Genomic DNA, 20,780 nt, shown 5'->3' on the forward strand with positions numbered 1-20,780 from the left:
GAAAACGCTCGGCCCCTGAACGCCACCGCAGCCTCACCGCGGTGGTCAACGCCAACCACCAATGCACTTGCGAGGACACTATGGCCCGTTTCGAACTGCAAAAACTTTACATCGATGGCGCGTACTCTGACGCCGGCAGCGATGCCACCTTCGAAGCCATCAACCCGGCTAACGGTGAAGTCCTCGCACTGGTGCAACGTGCGACCAAGGAAGACGTCGAGCGCGCCGTGGTCAGCGCTGAAAAGGGCCAGAAAATCTGGGCCGCGATGACCGCCATGGAGCGCTCGCGCATCCTGCGTCGCGCCGTCGACATCCTGCGCGAGCGCAACGATGAACTGGCCGCGCTGGAAACCCTGGACACCGGTAAATCCTTCTCCGAAACCAAATACGTCGACATCGTTACCGGTGCTGACGTGCTGGAATATTACGCAGGCCTGGTGCCGGCCATCGAAGGCGAGCAGATCCCGCTGCGTGACACTTCTTTCGTCTACACCCGTCGCGAGCCGCTGGGCGTGGTTGCCGGCATCGGCGCGTGGAACTACCCGATCCAGATCGCCCTGTGGAAATCCGCTCCAGCCCTGGCTGCCGGTAACGCGATGATCTTCAAACCAAGCGAAGTCACCTCGCTGACCACCCTGAAACTGGCCGAGATCTACACCGAAGCCGGCGTTCCAAATGGCGTGTTCAACGTACTGACCGGCAGCGGCCGTGAAGTCGGCACCTGGCTGACCGAGCACCCGCGCATCGAAAAAATCTCCTTCACCGGCGGCACCGACACTGGCAAGAAGGTTATGGCCAGCGCTTCGGCTTCGTCGCTGAAAGACGTGACCATGGAACTGGGCGGCAAGTCCCCGCTGATCATCTGCGACGACGCCGATCTCGATCGCGCTGCCGACACCGCGATGATGGCCAACTTCTACAGCTCCGGTCAGGTCTGCACCAACGGCACTCGCGTGTTTGTTCCGGCGCACCTGAAAGCCGCTTTCGAAGCCAAGATCGTTGAACGCGTTGCACGCATCCGCATCGGCAACCCGGAAGACGAGAACACCAACTTCGGCCCGCTGGTCAGCTTCGCGCACATGGAAAGCGTGCTGGGCTACATCGCCAAGGGTAAAGAGCAAGGCGCCCGCGTGCTGTGCGGCGGCGACCGTCTGACCGACGGCGAATTCGCCAAAGGCGCATTCGTTGCTCCGACCGTGTTCACCGATTGCACCGACGACATGACCATCGTTCGTGAAGAAATCTTTGGCCCAGTGATGGCGATCCTCTCCTACGAGACCGAAGAAGAAGTGATCCGCCGCGCCAACGACACCGACTTCGGCCTGGCCGCCGGTATCGTCACCAAAGACCTGAACCGCGCCCACCGCGTGATTCATCAACTGGAAGCCGGTATCTGCTGGATCAACGCCTGGGGCGAGTCCGACGCAAAAATGCCGGTCGGCGGTTACAAGCAGTCGGGTGTTGGCCGTGAAAATGGCATCAGCTCTCTCAATAACTTCACGCGCATCAAGTCCGTGCAAGTCGAACTGGGTGAGTACGTTTCAGTTTTCTGATGAGCTGATCAGCTCCAAGCGGCAAGTTTCAAGCTGCAAGTAAAAGCAGTTTGGGTTTGCCGCCCTCCCCGATTTCGAAGCCACAGCTCGCCGCTTTTACTTGCAGCTAGAAGCTTGTGACTTGTAGCTCCCTCAGGAGAACTTATGACTCAAGAATACGACTACATCATCATAGGGGCCGGCTCTGCAGGTAACACACTTGCGACCCGTCTGACTGAAGACGCCGGCGTCACCGTTCTGCTGCTTGAAGCAGGCGGCCCGGACTACCGTTTCGACTTCCGCACGCAAATGCCGGCGGCACTGGCATTCCCGCTGCAAGGTCGTCGTTACAACTGGGCGTACGAAACCGATCCAGAGCCACACATGGACGGTCGTCGGATGGAATGCGGTCGCGGCAAAGGCCTCGGCGGTTCCTCGCTGATCAACGGCATGTGCTACATCCGCGGTAACGCGATGGACTACGACGGCTGGGCGAAACTGCCAGGCCTGGAAAACTGGTCGTACCTCGACTGCCTGCCGTACTTCCGCAAAGCCGAAACCCGCGACATCGGCCCGAACGACTACCACGGTGGTGAAGGCCCGGTCAGCGTGACCACGCCGAAGGCGGGCAACAACCCGCTGTTCCACGCCATGGTTGAAGCCGGCGTGCAAGCCGGTTACCCGCGCACCGAAGACCTGAACGGTTACCAGCAGGAAGGCTTCGGCCCGATGGACCGCACCGTGACGCCGAACGGCCGTCGTGCATCCACCGCCCGTGGTTACCTCGACACCGCGAAAAAGCGTTCGACCCTGACCATCGTCACCCACGCCCTGACCGACAAGATCCTGTTCGAAGGCAAGCGTGCCGTTGGCGTGCGTTACCTGGTCGGCGACGCCGAAGAGCGCGTTGAAGTCAAAGCGCGCAAAGAAGTGCTGCTGTGCTCCGGCGCCATCGCTTCGCCGCAGATTCTGCAGCGCTCCGGTGTCGGCCCTGCCGAACTGCTGAAGTCGCTCGACATCCCGGTGGTTCACGATCTGCCAGGCGTCGGTGAAAACCTGCAGGATCACCTTGAGCTGTACTTGCAATATGCGTGCACCCAGCCGGTTTCGCTGTACCCGTCGCTGCTCTGGTACAACCAGCCAGCCATCGGTGCCGAGTGGCTGTTCAACGGCACCGGCATCGGCGCCAGCAACCAGTTCGAAGCCGGCGGTTTCATCCGTTCGCGTCCGGAATTCGAATGGCCGAACATCCAGTACCACTTCCTGCCGGTAGCGATTAACTACAACGGCAGCAACGGTGTGAAAGAGCACGGTTTCCAGGCGCACATGGGTTCCATGCGTTCGCCAAGCCGTGGTCGCATCCAGGCCAAGTCGAAAGACCCGCGCCAGCACCCGAGCATCCTGTTCAACTACATGGCCACCGAGCAGGACTGGCAGGAATTCCGCGACGGCATCCGCCTGACCCGCGAAATCATGCAACAGCCTGCGCTCGACGCCTTCCGTGGCCGCGAAATCAGCCCGGGCATCGAAGTGCAAACCGATGAGCAACTCGACAAGTTCATCCGCGAGCACGCCGAAACCGCGTTCCACCCGTCCTGCTCGTGCAAGATGGGCACCGACGAGATGGCTGTGGTGGATGGCGAAGGTCGCGTGCACGGCATGCAGAGCCTGCGTGTGGTCGATGCCTCGATCATGCCGATCATCACCACCGGCAACCTCAACGCGCCGACGATCATGATCGCCGAGAAAATCGCCGACAAGATCCGTGGCCGCCAGCCGCTGCCGCGTAGCACCGCTGCTTACTATGTAGCGGGCGATGCGCCGGTAAAGGGCAAGCCGATGCGTGATATCACCCCGGTTGCTCAGTAAGACTTGGTACCGCATCAAGGCTGATCGCGAGCAGGCTCACTCCTACAAGGATCTCCAGTGAACACAAACTCTGTGGACACTGGAGATTAACTGTAGGAGTGAGCCTGCTCGCGATGAGGCCCTACAATTCAGCACAAATCCCTCTGCTTCAAGTAAATCCTCCTACACCCCCTCTTCACTTGATCCTACCCCCACGCAGGCCTACTCTAGACCTCGCGCAACCGTTTCACCCCCTCCCCGCCGCCGCTTTACCGCTTCCCCCTGACAAGGAGGTTCCCGAATGTTCGATTTCCACCCCCAGCTCAAGCAGCGCTTCGCTGCCTTGCGCACGGGCGCTGAGTTCTTTTCCCTGCGGTATGTACGCGAGTCCGGGCAGTACCTGTCAGTGCGCAAGAACGTCGCCGAACCGCCGAGCCTGAGCCGCGACGAAGGCGCAATGCTCACCGTGCGCGTCAATGGCGTTGAGGCCTACGCGGCGACCAACGATCTCTCGCAACAAGGCCTGCAAGCCGCGCTTGAACGCGCTGAGATTCAGGCCCGCCGCCTGAAGCCGCACGCCTTGCTCGACCTGCGCGATCAGCCAGTGTCCAGCGATCGCGCTGATTACTTTTCGCCCAATCTTGAACAACCCTTCCCGTCCCTGAGCGAATGCTTCGAGCTGCTCGGCGCGGAATCCGCCTCGGTGCCAAAGGATGAGCGCCTGGTGAATTGGCAAGTGAGCATCGGCATTACTCACGTCGAACAGATCTATCTGAGCAGCGCCGGGGCTGAATTGCGTCAGGCCCAGCGCTTCGTCTACCCGGGCCTTGACGTCACCGCTTACGACGGCAACGACAGCCAGACCCGCAGCCTCGGCCGCGAGAACTTCGGCCAACAGGGCGGCGCAGACGTTATCAGCCGCTGCGGTTTGATCGGTGCCGGCCCACAGGTTGCCGATCAGGCGCTGCAACTGCTGCTTGCACCGAATACCCCGCAAGGCCCGCGCGACCTGCTGTTGATGCCCGATCAAATGATGCTGCAAATCCACGAATCCATCGGCCACCCGCTGGAACTCGACCGCATCCTCGGTGATGAACGCAATTACGCCGGCACCAGTTTCGTCAAAGCCAGCGACTTCGGCAGCCTGCAATACGGCTCGAAACTGCTCAACGTGACGTTCGATCCGGGCATTCCCGAAGAACTCGCCAGCTATGGCCACGATGACGATGGCAGCAAGGCCAGCAAACAATTCCTGATCCGCGATGGCCTGTTGTTGCGCCCGCTGGGCGGTGCGCTGTCGCAATTCCGCGCCGGTCTTGATGGCGTTGCCAACAGCCGCGCTTGCGGCTGGAACCGGCCGCCGATCGACCGCATGGCCAACCTCAACATCGAGCCGGGCGATCAGCCGCTGAACAAACTGATCGAAGGCATCGAGCACGGCATCCTGATGAGCACCAACCGCTCATGGTCGATCGACGATGCGCGCAACAAATTCCAGTTCGGCTGTGAATGGGGCCAGTTGATCGAGAACGGTGAACTCAAAGGTGTGGTGAAAAACCCGAACTACCGGGCAATTTCCGCGCACTTCTGGAAAAGCCTGCGCGCCGTCGGCGACGCCAACACCGTCAAGGTGCTGGGCACGCCGAACTGCGGCAAGGGCGAACCAAACCAGGTGATCCGCGTCGGCCACGCTTCGCCGGCCTGCGTATTCAGCAACGTTGATGTATTTGGGGGAGACGCCTGATGAGCATTTCGAAGTGTCAGTCCGACGCCTTCAAGGTCATGGTCAATTGGCTGCGCGACAGCGTGCGCGAGCCGGAGCAGTTCACCCTCAGCTACGCCGCCGAATCCTCGGCGTTCGTGCGTTTCAACCACGCCAAAGTGCGTCAGGCCGGGCAAGTACAGCAAGCCAACATCGTTCTGAAGCTGATCAACGACGGGCGTCACGCCGACCTGCAAGTCACCCTGTCCGGCGATCAGGAAGGCGATCTGCGACGCCTCGCCGAAGGCCTGCAGCAACTGCGCGAAACCCTGCCGCTGCTGCCGCAGGATCCGTATCTGTTGCTCAACCACACCGGCTGGCAGAGCCAGAACGTGCAGGAGCATCCGCTGCCGGACACCGAACAGGTTGTCGATGAAATCTGCGCCGCTGCTGAAGGTCTGGACTTGGTGGGCTTCTATGCCGCTGGCCCGATCAGCCGTGGTTTCGCCAGTTCTTCAGGGGCGTTCGGTTGGCATCAGGCCAACAGCTTCAACTTCGATTTCAGCCTGTTCCACGACAACGGTGAAGCGGTTAAGGCCAGCTACGCCGGGCATGACTGGAGCAGCGAAGGTTTCGCCAAGCGCTTTGCTCAGGCACGTGAGCAACTGGAGTTTCTCGGCCGTCCGCTGCGCACCTTGGCGCCGGGGCAGTACCGCGCGTATCTGGCACCGGCAGCGCTGGAAGAAATCATGGGCATGTTGAGCTGGGGCGGTTTCTCGGCGCAGTCGATTGCCAGCAAAAGCAGCCCATTGCAGAAGTTGTATGTCGGCGATCAGGCATTCAGTCCGCTGGTGTCGCTGGATGAGAAAGTCAGCGAATCGTTGAGTCCGGCGTTTTCCGGCGAAGGTTATCCACGCAGTGATTTGCGTTTGATCGTCGAAGGCAAGGCTGGCGATCAACTGGTCGGCTCACGCAGTGCCGCTGAATACGGTCTGGCCGCCAACGGTGCCGGCGGCGGTGAAATGCCCAGTGCGTTGAACATGGCGGCGGGGGAGCTGTCGCAAGCAGAGATCCTCAAGCAGTTGGGTACCGGGCTGTACATCAGCAACCTGTGGTACCTGAACTACTCGGATCAACCGGCGGCGCGCATGACTGGCATGACCCGCTTCGCGACTTTCTGGGTCGAAAACGGCGAGATCCAGGCACCGGTCAGCACCATGCGTTTCGATGACAGCGCCTACAGCCTGCTCGGTTCGCAGCTCGAAGCGCTGACCGCCGAGCGCGAGTTGCTGCTGTCCGCGAGCACCTACAGCCAGCGCAATACTTCCTCGGCGTTGCTGCCGGGGGCGCTGGTCAGCCGTTTGACCCTGACCCTATAAACGCAAGACCTGTGGGAGCGAGCCTGCTCGCGAAAGCGGTAGCTCAGTCGACATCAATGTGTTGAATGAAATGGCCTCTTCGCGAGCAGGCTCGCTCCCACACTGACCGTGCTCGACCTTGGATTTGTATTAACTCCAACGACAAGAGGTTCCATGCCCAACCGCCCGCCTCTCGACGCCATCACCGCCCGCTGGTTGCCGTGGGTCGTCGCTATCGCTTTCTTCATGCAGTCCCTCGACGGGACCATCCTTAACACCGCGCTGCCGGCCATGGCTCGCGATCTGGCCGAAGATCCGTTGCGCATGCAAGGTGTAGTGATCTCCTACATGCTCACCGTGGCGTTGCTGATCCCGGCCTCTGGCTGGATCGCCGATCGCTTCGGCACCAAGAAGATCTTCTTCGGCGCGATCCTGCTGTTCAGCTTCGGCTCACTGCTCTGCGCCTTGTCGAGCAGCCTGAGCATGCTGATAGGCGCCCGTGTCATTCAGGGCCTGGGCGGCGCACTGATGCTGCCGGTCGGGCGTTTGGTCGTCCTGCGCGCCTATCCGCGATCCGAACTGGTGCGGATCATGGGCTTCATCACCATCCCCGGCCTGCTCGGCCCGCTGATCGGCCCGACCATGGGCGGCTGGATGGTCGAATACCTGACGTGGCACTGGATCTTCCTGATCAACCTGCCGGTCGGCGTGATCGGTTGCTACGCGGTGTGGAAGTTCATTCCCGACCTGCGCGGCACCGAGCGCACCCGCTTCGATAGTCTCGGCTTCCTGCTGTTCGGCGCGGCGATGATTCTGATCACCATCGCCATGGAAGGCCTCGGCGAGTTGCACCTGCCGCACCTGCGGGTGATGTTGCTGCTGTTCGGCGGCATGGCCTGTCTGGCCGCGTACTGGTTGCGCGCCGGGCACATCGAAAACCCGCTGTTCGCACCGTCGCTGTTCAAGACCCGGACGTTTGCCGTCGGCATTCTCGGCAACCTCTTCGCGCGTTTGGGCAGCGGTGCTCTGCCGTTTCTGGTGCCGTTGCTGTTGCAAGTGGCGCTCGGTTATTCACCGTCGCAGGCGGGGATGAGCATGCTGCCGCTGGCCGCGGCGGCGATGATCGCCAAGTGGGTCGCACGGCCGCTGATCGAACGGCTCGGTTATCGCATCGTCCTCACCGGCAACACCTTGGCACTGGGGATCATGCTGGCGAGCATGGGCCTGGTCAGCGAGCAGACGCCGTACTGGCTGCTGTTGTGTCTGCTGGCGATTCTCGGCGCGATCAACTCGCTGCAATTCACCGCGATGAACACCGTGACCCTGATCGACCTCGACGATGCGAGCGCCAGTAGCGGCAACAGCTTGCTCTCGGTGGTGGCGCAATTATCGTTGAGCCTGGGGGTGGCGTGCGCCGGTGCGTTGCTCGGCGGGTTTACCGCAGAGATCGGTAACGATGGCGTGGAGACCGTGCTCGGTGCGTTCCAGCTGACCTTCGTCACCGTCGGCATCATGGCGATGCTCGCTGCGACGATCTTCTCGCAACTGTCGAAACAAGACGGTCGGCGTGCCAAACGCCCGCAAGAACACATCGAACATTAACCACTGTTCGTCCAGAACTTTCGAAGAAAGTGGCACGGGGCTGCTACACTGCGCGACATTTTGTTTTGCAGGCCAGTCCCGTGACCACCATCGCCACCGCTTTTAATACTCTGCCGCTGTCCGCCGCCATGCTGGCTAACCTCGAATCCCTCGGTTATGCCCAGATGACGCCGATCCAGGCGCAGAGCTTGCCGGTGATCCTCAAGGGGATGGACCTGATCGCCCAGGCCAAGACCGGCAGCGGCAAGACCGCCGCGTTCGGTATCGGCCTGCTGAACCCGATCAACCCGCGCTACTTCGGTTGCCAGGCACTGGTGATCTGCCCGACCCGTGAGCTGGCCGACCAGGTCGCCAAGGAAATCCGTCGTCTGGCCCGTGCCGAAGACAACATCAAAGTGCTGACCCTGTGCGGCGGCGTGTCGTTCGGCCCGCAGATCGCTTCGCTGGAACACGGCGCGCACATCATCGTCGGCACCCCTGGCCGTATCCAGCAGCACCTGCGCAAGGGTTCACTGGTCCTCGATGGCCTGAACACGCTGATCCTCGACGAAGCCGATCGCATGCTCGACATGGGTTTCTACGACGCCATTGAAGACATCATCATCAAGACCCCGGAGCGTCGTCAGACCCTGCTGTTCTCCGCGACTTACCCGGTGGGCATCAAGCAACTGGCGTCGAAATTCATGCGTGATCCGCAAACGGTGAAAGCCGAAGCGTTCCACGATGACACGCAGATCGAGCAGCGGTTCTACGAGATCTCCCCGGAAGACCGCATGAGCGTGGTGACCAAAGTCCTGCACCACTTCCGCCCGGCTTCATGCGTGGCGTTCTGCTTTACCAAGCAGCAGGTTCAGGAAACCGTAGATCACCTGACTGCCAAAGGCATTTCCGCTGTCGGCCTGCACGGCGATCTGGAACAGCGTGATCGCGATCAGGTGCTGGCAATGTTCGCCAACCGCAGTACTTCGGTACTGGTTGCCACCGACGTCGCCGCACGCGGTCTGGACATTGATGCGCTGGACATGGTGATCAACGTCGAACTGGCGCGCGATTCGGAAATCCACATTCACCGCGTTGGCCGTACCGGTCGTGCTGGCGAGAAAGGCATCGCGATCAGCCTGGTTGCTCCGGGTGAAGCGCACCGCGCGCAAGCCATCGAACAGCTGCAGAAATCGCCGCTCAACTGGGATCAGGTCGATAACCTCAAGTCCCAGGGCCTCGCCCCGCTGCAGCCGCCGATGACCACGCTGTGCATCGGTGCTGGTCGTAAAGACAAGGTTCGCCCGGGCGACATTCTCGGTGCATTGACTGGCGACGCCGGCATTCCCGGTGCACAGGTGGGCAAGATCGCCATCTTCGATTTCCAGGCTTATGTAGCCGTGGACCGCACCGTGGCCATGCAGGCCTTGCAGCGTCTGAACGACGGCAAGATCAAAGGCCGTTCGCTGCGCGTTCGCATCCTTTAAGAACAACGTAACTCCCCTGTAGGAGCTGCCGCAGGCTGCGATCTTTTGACTTTGTTTTTTAAGAGCAAGATCAAAAGATCGCAGCCTGCGGCAGCTCCTACAGTTCGTTTTGTGGTGACATTTCTGAGGACACCGTTTTGCGCTCTACCGAAGTCGTGATCATTGGCGCTGGCGCCGCTGGGTTGATGTGTGCACTGACCGCCGCCGGGCGTGGGCGTCAGGTGTTGCTGCTCGACCACGCGAACAAGGCCGGCAAGAAAATCCTGATGTCGGGCGGTGGCCGCTGCAATTTCACCAATATGTACACCGAGCCGAGCAATTTCCTCTCGCAGAACCCACATTTCTGCAAATCCGCTCTGGCGCGCTACACACAGTGGGATTTCATCGGCATGGTCGGCAAACACGCGGTGCCGTACCACGAAAAAAAACTCGGCCAGCTGTTCTGCGATAACAAATCCAGCGACATTCTCGAAATGCTCCTCAACGAGTGCGATCAGGCCGGCGTCGAGCTGCATCTGGACACGTCGATTCAGACCATCGAGAAGGTCGAGAGCGGTTACCTGCTCGACACCACCCTCGGCCAGATTCAGTGCCAGTCGCTGGTAATCGCCACCGGCGGTCTGTCGATCCCGACGCTGGGCGCCACCGGTTTCGGTTATCAGGTCGCCAAGCAGTTCGGCCACGAATTGCTGCCGACCCGCGCCGGGCTGGTACCGTTTACCATCACCGATCAGCTCAAGGAACTCTGCACCGAGCTGTCCGGAACGTCGGTGGATTGTCTGGTCAGCTGCAACGAACAGAGCTTTCGCGAGAACATCCTGTTCACTCACCGTGGCCTCAGTGGCCCGGCGATTTTGCAGATTTCCTCGTTCTGGGAATCCGGCGACACGGTGGAGATCAACCTGCTGCCGGATCATGACGCGGCGAGCTGGCTGCAACAGCAAGTGGCCGAGCGTCCGAACAGTGAATTGAAAACTCTGCTGGGTGAGATTTTCACCAAGAAGATGGCCAATCTGCTGGCGGACAACTGGTTTGTGTCTAAGCCGATGAAGCAGTACACCCACGCCGAACTGGCGGAGATCGCCGAGAAGCTGGGCAGCTGGAAAGTCGTGCCGGCGGGGACTGAAGGTTATCGCACGGCCGAAGTGACCCTCGGCGGCGTCGACACCCGCGAAGTGTCGTCGAAAACCATGGAATCGCTGAAAAGCCCGGGCCTGTACTTTATCGGCGAAGTGCTCGACGTCACCGGCCACCTGGGCGGCTTCAACTTCCAGTGGGCCTGGGCCTCCGGTTACGCTGCCGCGCAGTACGCTTAACTGAAGGCCAAATACAAAACCCTGTAGGAGTGAGCCTGCTCGCGATAGCGGTGAATCAGTCGATGAATGCATTGGCTGACACACCGCTATCGCGAGCAGGCTCACTCCTACAGTTGTTATGTGTGATGCAGTAAGGAACACTTTTTGCTGTCAGATGTGATCGGCGCCATTGCGTCGGCGTCATTACTGGCTCAATTTAGCGGCATCGCCTCGGAAGGCCTTCGCACTTCATGTCCTCGACCTCGTTTCGTCAGTCTTTGCGGCGCCTGTGGGCGCTGGATAAATTCAGCTACAGCGTGCGGGTGTTCATCGCCCTGACCGGCAGCATGGCGCTGTGTTGGTATCAGGATGAAATGGGCCTGCTGATCCCGTTGTTCCTGGGGATTATCGCCAGCGCCCTGGCCGAGACCGACGACAGTTGGCAAGGCCGCCTCAACGCCCTTGCCGTAACGCTGGTGTGTTTCAGCATCGCCGCGCTGTCGGTGGAATTGCTCTTCCCCTACCCCATCGTGTTTGCCATTGCTTTGGCGCTGGCGAGTTTCGGCCTGACCATGCTCGGTGCGCTCGGCGAGCGTTATGGGGCGATTGCCTCGGCGACGTTGATTCTGTCGGTGTACACGATGATCGGCGTTGATCAGCGCGGCGGTGCGGTCACCGATTTCTGGCACGAACCGATGCTGCTGGTCGCCGGTGCGGCGTGGTACGGCTTGCTCTCGGTGGTGTGGCAGGCGCTGTTTTCCAACCAGCCGGTGCAGCAGAGTCTGGCGCGCTTGTTCCGTGAACTGGGTTTTTACCTGAAGCTGAAGTCATCGCTGTTCGAGCCGATCCGGCAGATGGACGTCGAAGCGCGGCGCCTGGAACTGGCCCAACAAAACGGTCGCGTGGTGGCAGCGCTGAACAGTGCCAAGGAAATCATCCTGCACCGCGTCGGCAACGGCCGTCCCGGTTCGAAAGTCAGCCGCTACCTGAAGCTGTACTTCCTCGCTCAAGACATCCACGAACGCGCCAGCTCCTCGCACTATCCGTACAACGCGCTGGCCGAAGCGTTCTTCCACAGTGACGTGCTGTTCCGCTGCCAACGCCTGTTGCGCCAGCAAGGCAAGGCCTGCCGCGCCTTGGCCGAATCGATCCAGATGCGTCAGCCATTTATTTATGACGCGAGTTTCGCCGAAGCCCTGAGCGACCTCGATGCGTCCCTCGAACACTTGCGTATTCAGAGCAATCCGGCCTGGCGCGGACTGCTGCGTTCACTGCGCGCACTGGCCGCCAACCTCGGCACCCTCGATCGTTTGCTCAGCGACGCGAGTAATCCCGATGCCTTGGCCGATGCGACCGATAGCAGCCTGCTCGACCGCTCACCGCGCAACCTCAAGGATGTGTGGATCCGCCTGCGCACGCAGCTGACGCCGACCTCTTTGTTGTTCCGCCACGCTCTGCGACTGCCCTTGGCGCTGAGTATCGGCTATGGCATGGTGCATCTGATTCACCCGTCCCAGGGTTACTGGATCATCCTCACCACTCTTTTCGTCTGCCAGCCGAACTACGGCGCGACCCGGCGCAAGCTCGGTCAACGGATCCTCGGCACCGCCATCGGCCTGACCGTGGCGTGGGCGCTGTTCGATCTGTTCCCGAGCCCGTTGGTGCAGTCCTGTTTCGCCATCGCTGCCGGCGTGGTGTTCTTTACCAACCGCACCACCCGCTACACCTTGGCGACGGCAGCGATAACCATCATGGTGCTGTTCTGCTTCAACCAGGTCGGCGACGGCTACGGGCTGTTCCTGCCACGGTTGTTCGATACGCTGCTGGGCAGCCTGATTGCCGGCCTGACGGTGTTCCTGTTCCTGCCGGACTGGCAGGGTCGACGCCTGAACAAAGTGCTGGCCAACACCCTGACCTGCAACAGCATCTACCTGCGCCAGATCATGCAGCAGTACGCCGCCGGCAAAAGTGACGACCTCGCCTATCGGCTGGCCCGACGCAACGCGCACAACGCCGATGCGGCGCTGTCGACGACGTTGGCGAACATGCTCATGGAGCCGGGGCATTTCCGTAAGGAAGCGGATGTCGGTTTTCGCTTTCTGGTGTTGTCGCACACGTTGTTGAGTTATCTGTCGGGGTTGGGCGCGCATCGGGAAACTCAGTTACCCGCTGATGTGCGCGAGCATTTGATCGATGGCGCCGGAGTGAAACTGGCGACGAGCATCGACGAAATTGCCCAGGGGCTAGCCAACAAGCAGCCGGTGGCGATTCAGAGTGATGAAGAAGAAGCGCTGGCCAATGAGCTGGAGCAGATGGCTGATGAGATCGATGAAGGGCAGCGGTTGGTGCAGACGCAACTCGCGTTGATTTGCCGGCAACTCGGACCGTTGCGCACGTTGGCGGCGCACTTGATCAAGGACAGCTCAGAAATCAGCGGCGGCTGACAGGGCGTCATCGCGAGCAGGCTCACTCCTACAGGGGAACGCATTTCAAATTGTAGGCCTTCGCCTGCTCGCGATAGGGACATCAGCCACACAGAGGATTCTGGATCAGCCTTCACATCCCATGCTGCCTCAACAACTTGTCATAACTCCCATCCGCCTTCATCGCCGCAATCGCCTTATCAAACCCCGCGACAATCTGCTCATGCTGCGGATTCTTCAGGCTCACCAGAATGTGCAGGCTGTTCTCACTCAACGGCTTGGGCAAAAACTCCACTGAATTGCGCACCTTGGCGGATTCCCGTGCCAGGTAATACTTCGCCACATACTCATCTTCCAGCGTCAGCTTGACCCGATCCGCCGCGAGCATGCGCACGGCCATGGCGAAGTTATGCACAGGGACTTTCTGCAACGCCGTGTCGGCATCGAACGGCGCCGAATAGGCGTAGCCGCGCACCACCGCAATCGGATAAGTGTGCAGTTGCTGCAGATTGGAATAATCAAGTGGCGTGTCTTTGCGCTTGAGAAAGCGGATGCGGTTGAGCAGGTATTCACCGGAAAACTGGCCGAGCTTGGTCCGTTCGTCGTTGTACCAAGCGTTGACCAATACATCGTAGCGGCCCTCGCCAACGCCAAGCAGTGCCCGTGCCCAAGGTACCTGCTCGTAACCGCTGGCATAACCGGACCGGGCCAGCGCAGTTGTGACGATGTCGGTGGCCAGTCCGCCGTTGACCAGCGTGTCGTCGGTAAAGGGTGGCCAGATATCAAACACCAGCCGCAGCTTGTCCGCTGCAGCGGTCTGAGCCAGCAAGAGCAGTCCGGTCAAAGCAAAGGCTCGATGCAAACGCGGCATGCTTGAAAATCCTTAGCGGGCGAGTTGCCCAGCATGTTTTCAGTCAAAACCCCAAGGCCCCTTACCGGCAAAACCCAGGCCCTAACATTAGCTCATTGCAGCCAGTGCACAGGGCTCTCCAGCAGATTACACAAAGTCGCCGAGGCTGCGAGAAAGGAATGATGGCATTTTGACCTTTGTCACAGACTCTTACGCCATAAAGACATCTTTGCCGCAGGCGCTTAGTATCGGGCGACACGTTCAAGGAATCGGCAAATGACAATCGAATGGGTCTGCAAACATCACAGTGATCTGGGCAAGGAACAGCTGTACGCGCTGTTGAAGCTGCGCTCGGACGTGTTCGTGGTTGAACAGAAATGCGCTTATCCGGACCTCGACGGTCAGGATCTGGAAGGCGACACCTACCATTTGATGGGGTGGGAGGATGACCAGTTGATGGCGTACCTGCGCCTGCTGGACCCGGAATCCCAGGGCGGTGATGTGGTGATCGGCCGGGTGATTACTGCACCGCAGGGCCGCGGCAAAGGGCTGGGGCACGAAATGATGGAACAGGCGTTGAAACAGGCCGAGAAGCATTGGCCGCAAGTGCCGATCTATCTGTCAGCGCAGGCGCATTTGCAGGGGTATTACGGCAAGTACGGGTTTGTTGTGGCGGGTGAAGAGTATCTGGAGGATGACATTCCACACATCGGGATGCGTCGTGCCTGAAGAGCCCCTCACCCTAGCCCTCTCCCAGGGGGAGAGGGGACTGACCTTATTGTCTTGCGGCAGACATCGACCTGAAAAACCGAGTCGATTATGGATTCAAATGCGCTCGCTCACGTCGGCGTAACTCTCAAATATCCCCCAATCGGCCCCCTCTCCCTCCGGGAGAGGGCTGGGGTGAGGGCATTTAGGGATACTCGAGCACTGCCTTGATCTGCCGCAAATTCCTCTCGATCCACCCACGATCAATCGCCCCCCACTCACGAATCCGATAGCGCCCGGCATGATTACGAGCGCCCTCTTCCTGCTCGAACTCACAAACGATATCCAGATCCGCCAACGCCGCAATCGTGTCCTGCGCCGTGCGCCGGGGCATGCCGGTCACTTCGGTCAGCGTCGGCACGCTCGGCGCCAGACCGCTGTCGATCAGGTACGCCACATACAAGCGGCGGTAGAAACTGCTTTTGGTCTTGCTGACGTCCATCCACACCTTCCCGGTTGCGTACGGTTAAGCCTGCATATCCCGCCACGTCAGGTACACGCGCAGATCAAACTCGACCTGGTGATACCCCGGCAGCATGTGCTCGCACAATTTATAGAACGCCTTGTTGTGATCCGATTCCTTGAAGTGCGCCAGTTCATGCACCACGATCATTTTCAGAAAGTCCGGCGCGGCGTCCTTGAACAACGAGGCGATACGAATCTCTTTCTTGGCCTTGAGCTTGCCGCCCTGCACCCGTGAAACCGTGGTGTGCAGACCCAGTGCACGGTGGGTCAGGTCGAGGCGGTTGTCGAACAGCACCTTGTCGATGGCCGGGGCGTTGCGCAGGTATTCCTGTTTCAGGTCCAGCGCGTAGCTGTACAGCGCTTTGTCGCTCTGCACATCGTGCGGCCCCGAATAGCGTTGATTCAGGTATTCACCCAGACGCTCTTCGGCGATCAGTTGGCGCACCTGGTCCTGCAATTGCGCGGGATAGGCCTGGAGGTACTTCAACACAGTCATGGACGGGCGACACGGTTCGAAAAAGGTGCGCCAGTGTAGCGAATTCAACCGGGCAGCGCGCTCCAGTCAAACGGTTCGGCGAAGCTGGCCGCATCCTCGGCGATCAATGGCCGCGCGACGAGGAAGCCCTGCACATATTCACAGCCGTGAGCTTGCAGCCACTGGTATTGCTCGATGGTTTCCACCCCTTCGGCAATCACCAGCAAACCGTATTGCTTGCACAGACTGATCACCGTGCTGACCAGTGAGGCGTCGCGTTTCGAGTCCGGCAATCGCGCAATGAGATGGCGATCAAGCTTGAGCGTATCGAGCTCCAGATCGCGCAAATGTGCCAGCGAACACGGCCCGGAGCCAAAATCGTCCAGCGCCACGCGCACACCGAGATTGCGCAGCAAACGCAACTGTTTGCGAGTCTCGTCGGGGTTTTGCATCAACGCTTCTTCAGTGACTTCGACCTCCAGTTGCCGAGGCTGCAAGGCATGTCGCTCCATGACTTGCCGCAACTCGGTGACCAGATTCGGCAGACTGAACTGGGTGTTGCTCAAACTCACACCGAGCACCAGATCTTCGGCAAACAGGGTTTCCCAGGCTTTGCGCTGGCCGGCGCCGCGATGATAAATCCAGCTGCCGAGACGACTGATCAGCCGCGCCTCTTCCAGCAGCGGCAGGAACAATCCCGGCGGAACATCACCGACACTTGGATGTTGCCAGCGCAGCAAAGCCTCAAAACCACGAATCTGGCCAGTGTCGATGGCCACTTGCGGCTGATACACCAAGTTGAAATCGCGATTCTCGATGGCGGCACGCACGCTCTCCTCGAGCATCAACCGCGAACGGGCCCGGCCGTTCATTTCATGATCATAGAAACGATATTGCTGACGCCCGGCGCGCTTGGCTTCGTACATGGCGATGTCCGATGCGCGCAGCAGTCCGTCGAGGTTGGAGCCGCAATCCGGATAAGTGGCGATGCCGATGCTGGCGCCGAGGGCGATGTCCAGCCCTTCGATCTGCTGACAGATCGACACCCGCTCAATGAGTTTCTCGGCAATCTTCGCCGCTTGCTCGGGGAATTCCAGATCGAGCAACGCGGTGAATTCGTCGCCGCCCATGCGCGCGAGAATGTCGAACGGCCGCAGACAGGCTTTCAATTGCTCGGAAACCCAACGCAACACCCGATCGCCGGCATCATGACCGAGTGAATCGTTGACCCGTTTGAAGCCATCAAGATCCAGATACAGCAACACCCAACTGCTATCACTGCGATCACCACGCAACAGCAAGTTTTCAACGGTCTGGTAAAAGCCGCGACGGTTGAGCAAACCGGTCAGTGGATCGGTGACCGCTTGAAATTCGAGCTGCTGGTGCAAGTGACGCACCACCGACATGTCCAGCACAGTCACCACCATTGCGTGCTGCTCGGCGGGCAACGCCGCGCAGGACAGCGCCACCGGCACCTGCTGGCCGGGCGCGGTGCGCAGCAACGCGTCGTGCAGTCTTAATGTTTCGCCACGCTTGTAGCTGGCATAAAACTCAGAATCGGCCCACAGCGGAATGTGCGGTTTCTGAAGAAAATCGAGAAACTCCTTACCTTCCAGCTCCTTCACCGGCGCATTCAGCAAACGCGAAATCGCCGGATTGGCAAAGCGGATCAAGCCGTCCTCGCCCACCACCAATATCCCCTCGGCAGCGTTATCCAGCACCGAGGCATTGAAGGCGCGCGCCACTTCCAGGTCATGACTCAGGCGCTGCAACGCGCGGCGATTACGCTGGTGCTCCAGCAACGCCTGCACCTTGGGCTTGAGAATCTGTGGGTCGAACGGTTTGAACAGGTAATCCACCGCGCCACTCGCGTAGCCCTTGATCACGGCGTCCTGGGATTGCTCGTTGGCAGTCAGAAAGATAATCGGCGTCAGGCGCGTGCGCTGGCTGCCGCGCATCAGCCGCGCGACTTCAAAGCCGTCCATGCCCGGCATCTGCACGTCCAGCAGCACCAGGTCGACGTCGTGGGAGAGCAGAATATTGAGCGCTTCGAAACCGGAGGCTGCGGTGAGGACGTGCCAATCCTGACGCTGCAGCAACGCGCGCATGCTGATCAGATTTTCAGGGTAATCATCAACGATCAAAAGGACAGAGCTGCCTTCACCTGGCGGGGGTTGCGCGCATTCCATGCTGCTTCTCTTGTCGGGACTTCAGGGCGATTCCGGTAAAACCGTACATACATCGAGCCTTCACTCTAGTCGTGGATCCGAAAAAGCAGAAGCTGTCATCAGGCCATCATTTAACCAAAGCGTGAGTTTGCCGACTAACGGTCACCGCTGAAGCCCCCGGAAACCGGCAGAGATGGCATTTCGACAGGATGTTGACGTCAATCATCTGCCAAACGGGCATTAACAAAAAATCCCTCTACGCTTATAAAGGCCGCCCCAAAACGTGCGGGCTAGAGCTTCTGGCACGTACGTGCAGTGAAACTTGAGTGGAAGAACCGACATGATCGATCTCGCAACCTGGAACCTCAGCGTTCCCGTTGGCAGCCCGCCATACACCGTCGAAACCTCCAAACTGGTGAACGGCTTCAAAGATCAGTACTTCCATTCCGACACCGGCACCTTGTTCTTCTGGTCACCGGTTACCGGGTCAAAAACCGAAAACGCCATCTACCCGCGCACCGAACTGCGTGAAACCTACAGCAACGGCACCCTGCGCAACTGGTATTACCCGGACGCCGACAACCTGCTGCGCGCGACCCTCACGGTGAACAAAGTGCCGAGTTCCGGCAAGATCGTCATTGGCCAGATCCACGCCTATGAAAGCCAGAAGCCGATGGTCAAACTTGAGTATCAGTACAAGACAAAAACCGAAACCGGCAACCTGGTGATCAAGGTGCGCATGCACCCGGATGACGACGAAAGCCGCGTCATCACCCTGGCTACCGGGATCAAGCTGGATCGCGAATTCAATTACCTCATCCACTTGAGCCCTGGCGGTGCGTTGGGTGTCAGTGCGGCGGGTTATCAGTGGGATTCACAGATCAGCGCGACTTGGCGCAACAAGCCGTTGTACTTCAAGGCTGGGGTTTATGTGCAGGACAATACCGGGTATACGAGTGAGGGCGGGCAAGTGACCTTCAGCAAGCTGGATATTGATCATGACAAGTAACGACCGCGCGAAAAATATGTTTAGTTTTTGAAATCATTAGATAAATGCAGGTGACGAAACAGACAACCTCTTCGCCACCTGATTTATTATTTACCCATAACAAAACTATAAAAATAACAACCTATCCCATTACGCAAGCCAAAACAGTTAGTGCTTTTCTCCTTTGAAGTTAAATTTCCCTTCAACCTTTACTCCCGGCTTCGTGAAAAGAAAGCTCCCCTCTGGATATTCGCCGGTTTTTTTCAAAATCAATTTTCCATCACGATAATCGACCTGTCCCTGATCCGGAAAATCCGTGCGAGCGAAAATTTTGTCTTGATTGAATACGATGTCGTACTCACCCACAGCCATCATCCGATCAAATCGCAACATCACGAAGTAGTGTCGACCAGATACTTGCCCGTGCGCTTTAAAATAAAACCAGTCATCATAAGTTTGTCTGTATGGTCGGCTGTCATAGGTAATCGGGCCGTTTCCAACGTCCAGTGTAACGTCTACCATTCCAAAATCATCCATCTTTGGATATTTGTCCAAATCTTCCGTTTTGATAGAGCCCATACATTATTCACTCCAAAAATCAATTGAAGCGCCACAGTAAGAAAACACTCCCCCCTTTCCAACTGTAACTTCTGACAGGTTGTTAGATCATTTGGAAATCAAAAACCATTTCAATAACGAATAACAGGTAGAAACAATCAAAAAAGCTATAAGCGCTGAATATTCGCTCTTATTACCACCGAGAGTACCTACACCGACGGTTGATTGATGACCGACAACGCCGACGCAAAAGGCAGCTGGCAAGGAGAAATAGACTGCTTGAGAAGTCATCCGACACTCAGTGCCATCCGCGCTCACGCGATGGCGGGCGGGCGGGCGCCATGCCTTGACCGGTTATCACTGGAAAGAGAAGCCTCTTCCCCAGTCAATTCACTGCGCTCAATCAAGCGCGGAGGCACCGCTTTACGGTGGGTTATTCGTTCAATTGAAGCGCTGGATGCTCGGTTGAGCCGCTTTTACATCCAGCCTTTAAACAGCGCTGTTTAGATCTGTCAGCAGTTACTTCCGGATGCCTACAACAGCTTGCGTCGTTGCCTACGGGTACGCCAGAATCCGCCGGCTTGTGCGCCTGGCGGGCCATCGGTAACTTGATTCGCGTCACTGATTTCCAGTGATCGGGTTTAGTAGCCCGTGGTTTCAAGCTTGGTGCACAAGCATCTGTCAGTCAGGTATTTCGATTCCTGCGCTTGATGGTAGCTGTGCGCAGGGCACCTTCGGGTGCGCCGGCTTGCTCGAAACCCCGGTCTACTAACCTGCGTACAGTTGCCTCCACTTTGATTAGTAGCCAGAGCGGGGGCACTCAAATCAGGTTTCGAGCAAATGATTAAATCAACGCCACACCCGCCGGTCACTGACCCGGCCTCCCCGTACGAATCCCTCAATTCCAAAAAACTCAACGACGCCGCCGAGCGCGCCCTCGACCATTACCTCAAACCGTCCGCCTTCATCATGGCCAGCACGCATAAACCCGAGCCCATGTACCTCGCCAACCCGAAGTACAACACCGAATCCCTGCTGGCCAACGCCAGCGAAACCCTGGGTTCAGCCAGTGAAATGCTCAACAACTTCGCCGCCATGCTCGACACCTCACACCGCAAGACCGCGCTAGGCATTGCGCAAGTCGTCATGCTCGGTGAATTGGCGGTAAATCAGGCATTGGATCATGTCGAACTAAAGGAATAACCCGCCCACAAAAAAACCCGCCTCATGGCGGGTTTCTTAAGCCAAATGGATTAAATGTTCCGCATACGCAACATCGACA

The 20,780-nt window shown here is 58.9% G+C and carries 16 protein-coding genes; 11 read left to right on the forward strand and 5 right to left on the reverse strand.

The features are described from left to right. Positions 1-80 precede the first annotated feature (80 nt). From betB to yccS, 8 genes are all read left to right on the forward strand, one after another. Positions 81-1,553: a betaine-aldehyde dehydrogenase gene (gene betB / locus PspR84_RS26900; RefSeq protein ID WP_160059717.1), complete on the forward strand. Its 1,473-nt coding sequence runs from the start codon at positions 81-83 to the stop codon at positions 1,551-1,553. A gap of 144 nt (positions 1,554-1,697) precedes the next feature. Then, positions 1,698-3,401, forward strand: coding sequence for a choline dehydrogenase (gene betA, locus PspR84_RS26905; RefSeq protein WP_160059718.1), 1,704 nt, complete (start codon positions 1,698-1,700; stop codon positions 3,399-3,401). Between the two features lie 280 nt (positions 3,402-3,681). After that, a complete protein-coding gene (locus PspR84_RS26910; protein ID WP_160059719.1) occupies positions 3,682-5,124 on the forward strand; it encodes a TldD/PmbA family protein in 1,443 nt (480 codons plus the stop codon). After that, positions 5,124-6,461 (forward strand): metallopeptidase TldD-related protein, encoded by a 1,338-nt coding sequence (locus tag PspR84_RS26915; protein WP_160059720.1) that lies wholly within the window; start codon positions 5,124-5,126, stop codon positions 6,459-6,461. The genes PspR84_RS26910 and PspR84_RS26915 overlap by 1 nt, the downstream gene beginning before the upstream one ends. A 153-nt stretch (positions 6,462-6,614) precedes the next feature. Next, positions 6,615-8,042, forward strand: a complete 1,428-nt coding sequence (mdtD, locus tag PspR84_RS26920) for a multidrug transporter subunit MdtD (protein WP_160059721.1) — start codon at positions 6,615-6,617, stop codon at positions 8,040-8,042. 80 nt (positions 8,043-8,122) lie between these two features. Then, positions 8,123-9,508, forward strand: a complete 1,386-nt coding sequence (dbpA, locus tag PspR84_RS26925; protein WP_077574844.1) for an ATP-dependent RNA helicase DbpA — start codon at positions 8,123-8,125, stop codon at positions 9,506-9,508. Between the two features lie 137 nt (positions 9,509-9,645). Beyond that, positions 9,646-10,824, forward strand: coding sequence for an NAD(P)/FAD-dependent oxidoreductase (locus tag PspR84_RS26930; RefSeq protein ID WP_160059722.1), 1,179 nt, complete (start codon positions 9,646-9,648; stop codon positions 10,822-10,824). Positions 10,825-11,054: 230 nt separating this feature from the next. Beyond that, positions 11,055-13,247 (forward strand): YccS family putative transporter, encoded by a 2,193-nt coding sequence (gene yccS / locus PspR84_RS26935; protein WP_160059723.1) that lies wholly within the window; start codon positions 11,055-11,057, stop codon positions 13,245-13,247. A gap of 112 nt (positions 13,248-13,359) precedes the next feature. On the opposite strand, the gene PspR84_RS26940 is transcribed toward yccS, so the two are convergent. Further along, positions 13,360-14,097 (reverse strand): transporter substrate-binding domain-containing protein, encoded by a 738-nt coding sequence (locus PspR84_RS26940; RefSeq protein ID WP_160059724.1) that lies wholly within the window; start codon positions 14,095-14,097, stop codon positions 13,360-13,362. A gap of 255 nt (positions 14,098-14,352) precedes the next feature. On the opposite strand from PspR84_RS26940, the gene PspR84_RS26945 reads away from it, so the two are divergent. Beyond that, complete coding sequence (locus PspR84_RS26945; protein WP_038358715.1) at positions 14,353-14,805, forward strand: GNAT family N-acetyltransferase; 453 nt, start codon at positions 14,353-14,355, stop codon at positions 14,803-14,805. A gap of 184 nt (positions 14,806-14,989) precedes the next feature. Here PspR84_RS26945 and PspR84_RS26950 read toward each other — a convergent pair whose 3' ends face one another. Genes PspR84_RS26950 through PspR84_RS26960 form a run of 3 tightly spaced genes read right to left on the reverse strand, consistent with a single transcriptional unit; the run spans position 14,990 to position 17,973 of the window. Further along, the gene (locus PspR84_RS26950) at positions 14,990-15,286 is read right to left on the reverse strand and encodes a winged helix-turn-helix domain-containing protein (protein ID WP_007913779.1); all 297 of its coding nucleotides are present in this window, start codon (positions 15,284-15,286) and stop codon (positions 14,990-14,992) included. A 24-nt stretch (positions 15,287-15,310) separates the two neighbouring features. Continuing rightward, entirely contained in the window at positions 15,311-15,805 is a 495-nt protein-coding gene (locus PspR84_RS26955; RefSeq protein WP_160059725.1) for a M48 family metallopeptidase, read from the reverse strand. 44 nt (positions 15,806-15,849) lie between these two features. Further along, positions 15,850-17,973: an EAL domain-containing protein gene (locus PspR84_RS26960; protein ID WP_160059726.1), complete on the reverse strand. Its 2,124-nt coding sequence runs from the start codon at positions 17,971-17,973 to the stop codon at positions 15,850-15,852. A gap of 319 nt (positions 17,974-18,292) precedes the next feature. Here PspR84_RS26960 and PspR84_RS26965 point away from each other — a divergent pair, with 319 nt between their 5' ends. Further along, positions 18,293-18,961, forward strand: a complete 669-nt coding sequence (locus PspR84_RS26965; protein ID WP_034153613.1) for a polysaccharide lyase family 7 protein — start codon at positions 18,293-18,295, stop codon at positions 18,959-18,961. A 147-nt stretch (positions 18,962-19,108) separates the two neighbouring features. On the opposite strand, the gene PspR84_RS26970 is transcribed toward PspR84_RS26965, so the two are convergent. Continuing rightward, positions 19,109-19,519 (reverse strand): hypothetical protein, encoded by a 411-nt coding sequence (locus tag PspR84_RS26970; RefSeq protein WP_160059727.1) that lies wholly within the window; start codon positions 19,517-19,519, stop codon positions 19,109-19,111. A gap of 819 nt (positions 19,520-20,338) precedes the next feature. Here PspR84_RS26970 and PspR84_RS26975 point away from each other — a divergent pair. Continuing rightward, positions 20,339-20,701 carry a DUF6124 family protein gene (locus PspR84_RS26975; RefSeq protein WP_095121447.1) on the forward strand — a complete coding sequence of 121 codons (363 nt, stop codon included), beginning with the start codon at positions 20,339-20,341 and terminating at the stop codon, positions 20,699-20,701. Positions 20,702-20,780 lie beyond the last annotated feature (79 nt).

It is taken from the genome of Pseudomonas sp. R84, from assembly GCF_009834515.1.
Classification (GTDB): domain Bacteria; phylum Pseudomonadota; class Gammaproteobacteria; order Pseudomonadales; family Pseudomonadaceae; genus Aquipseudomonas.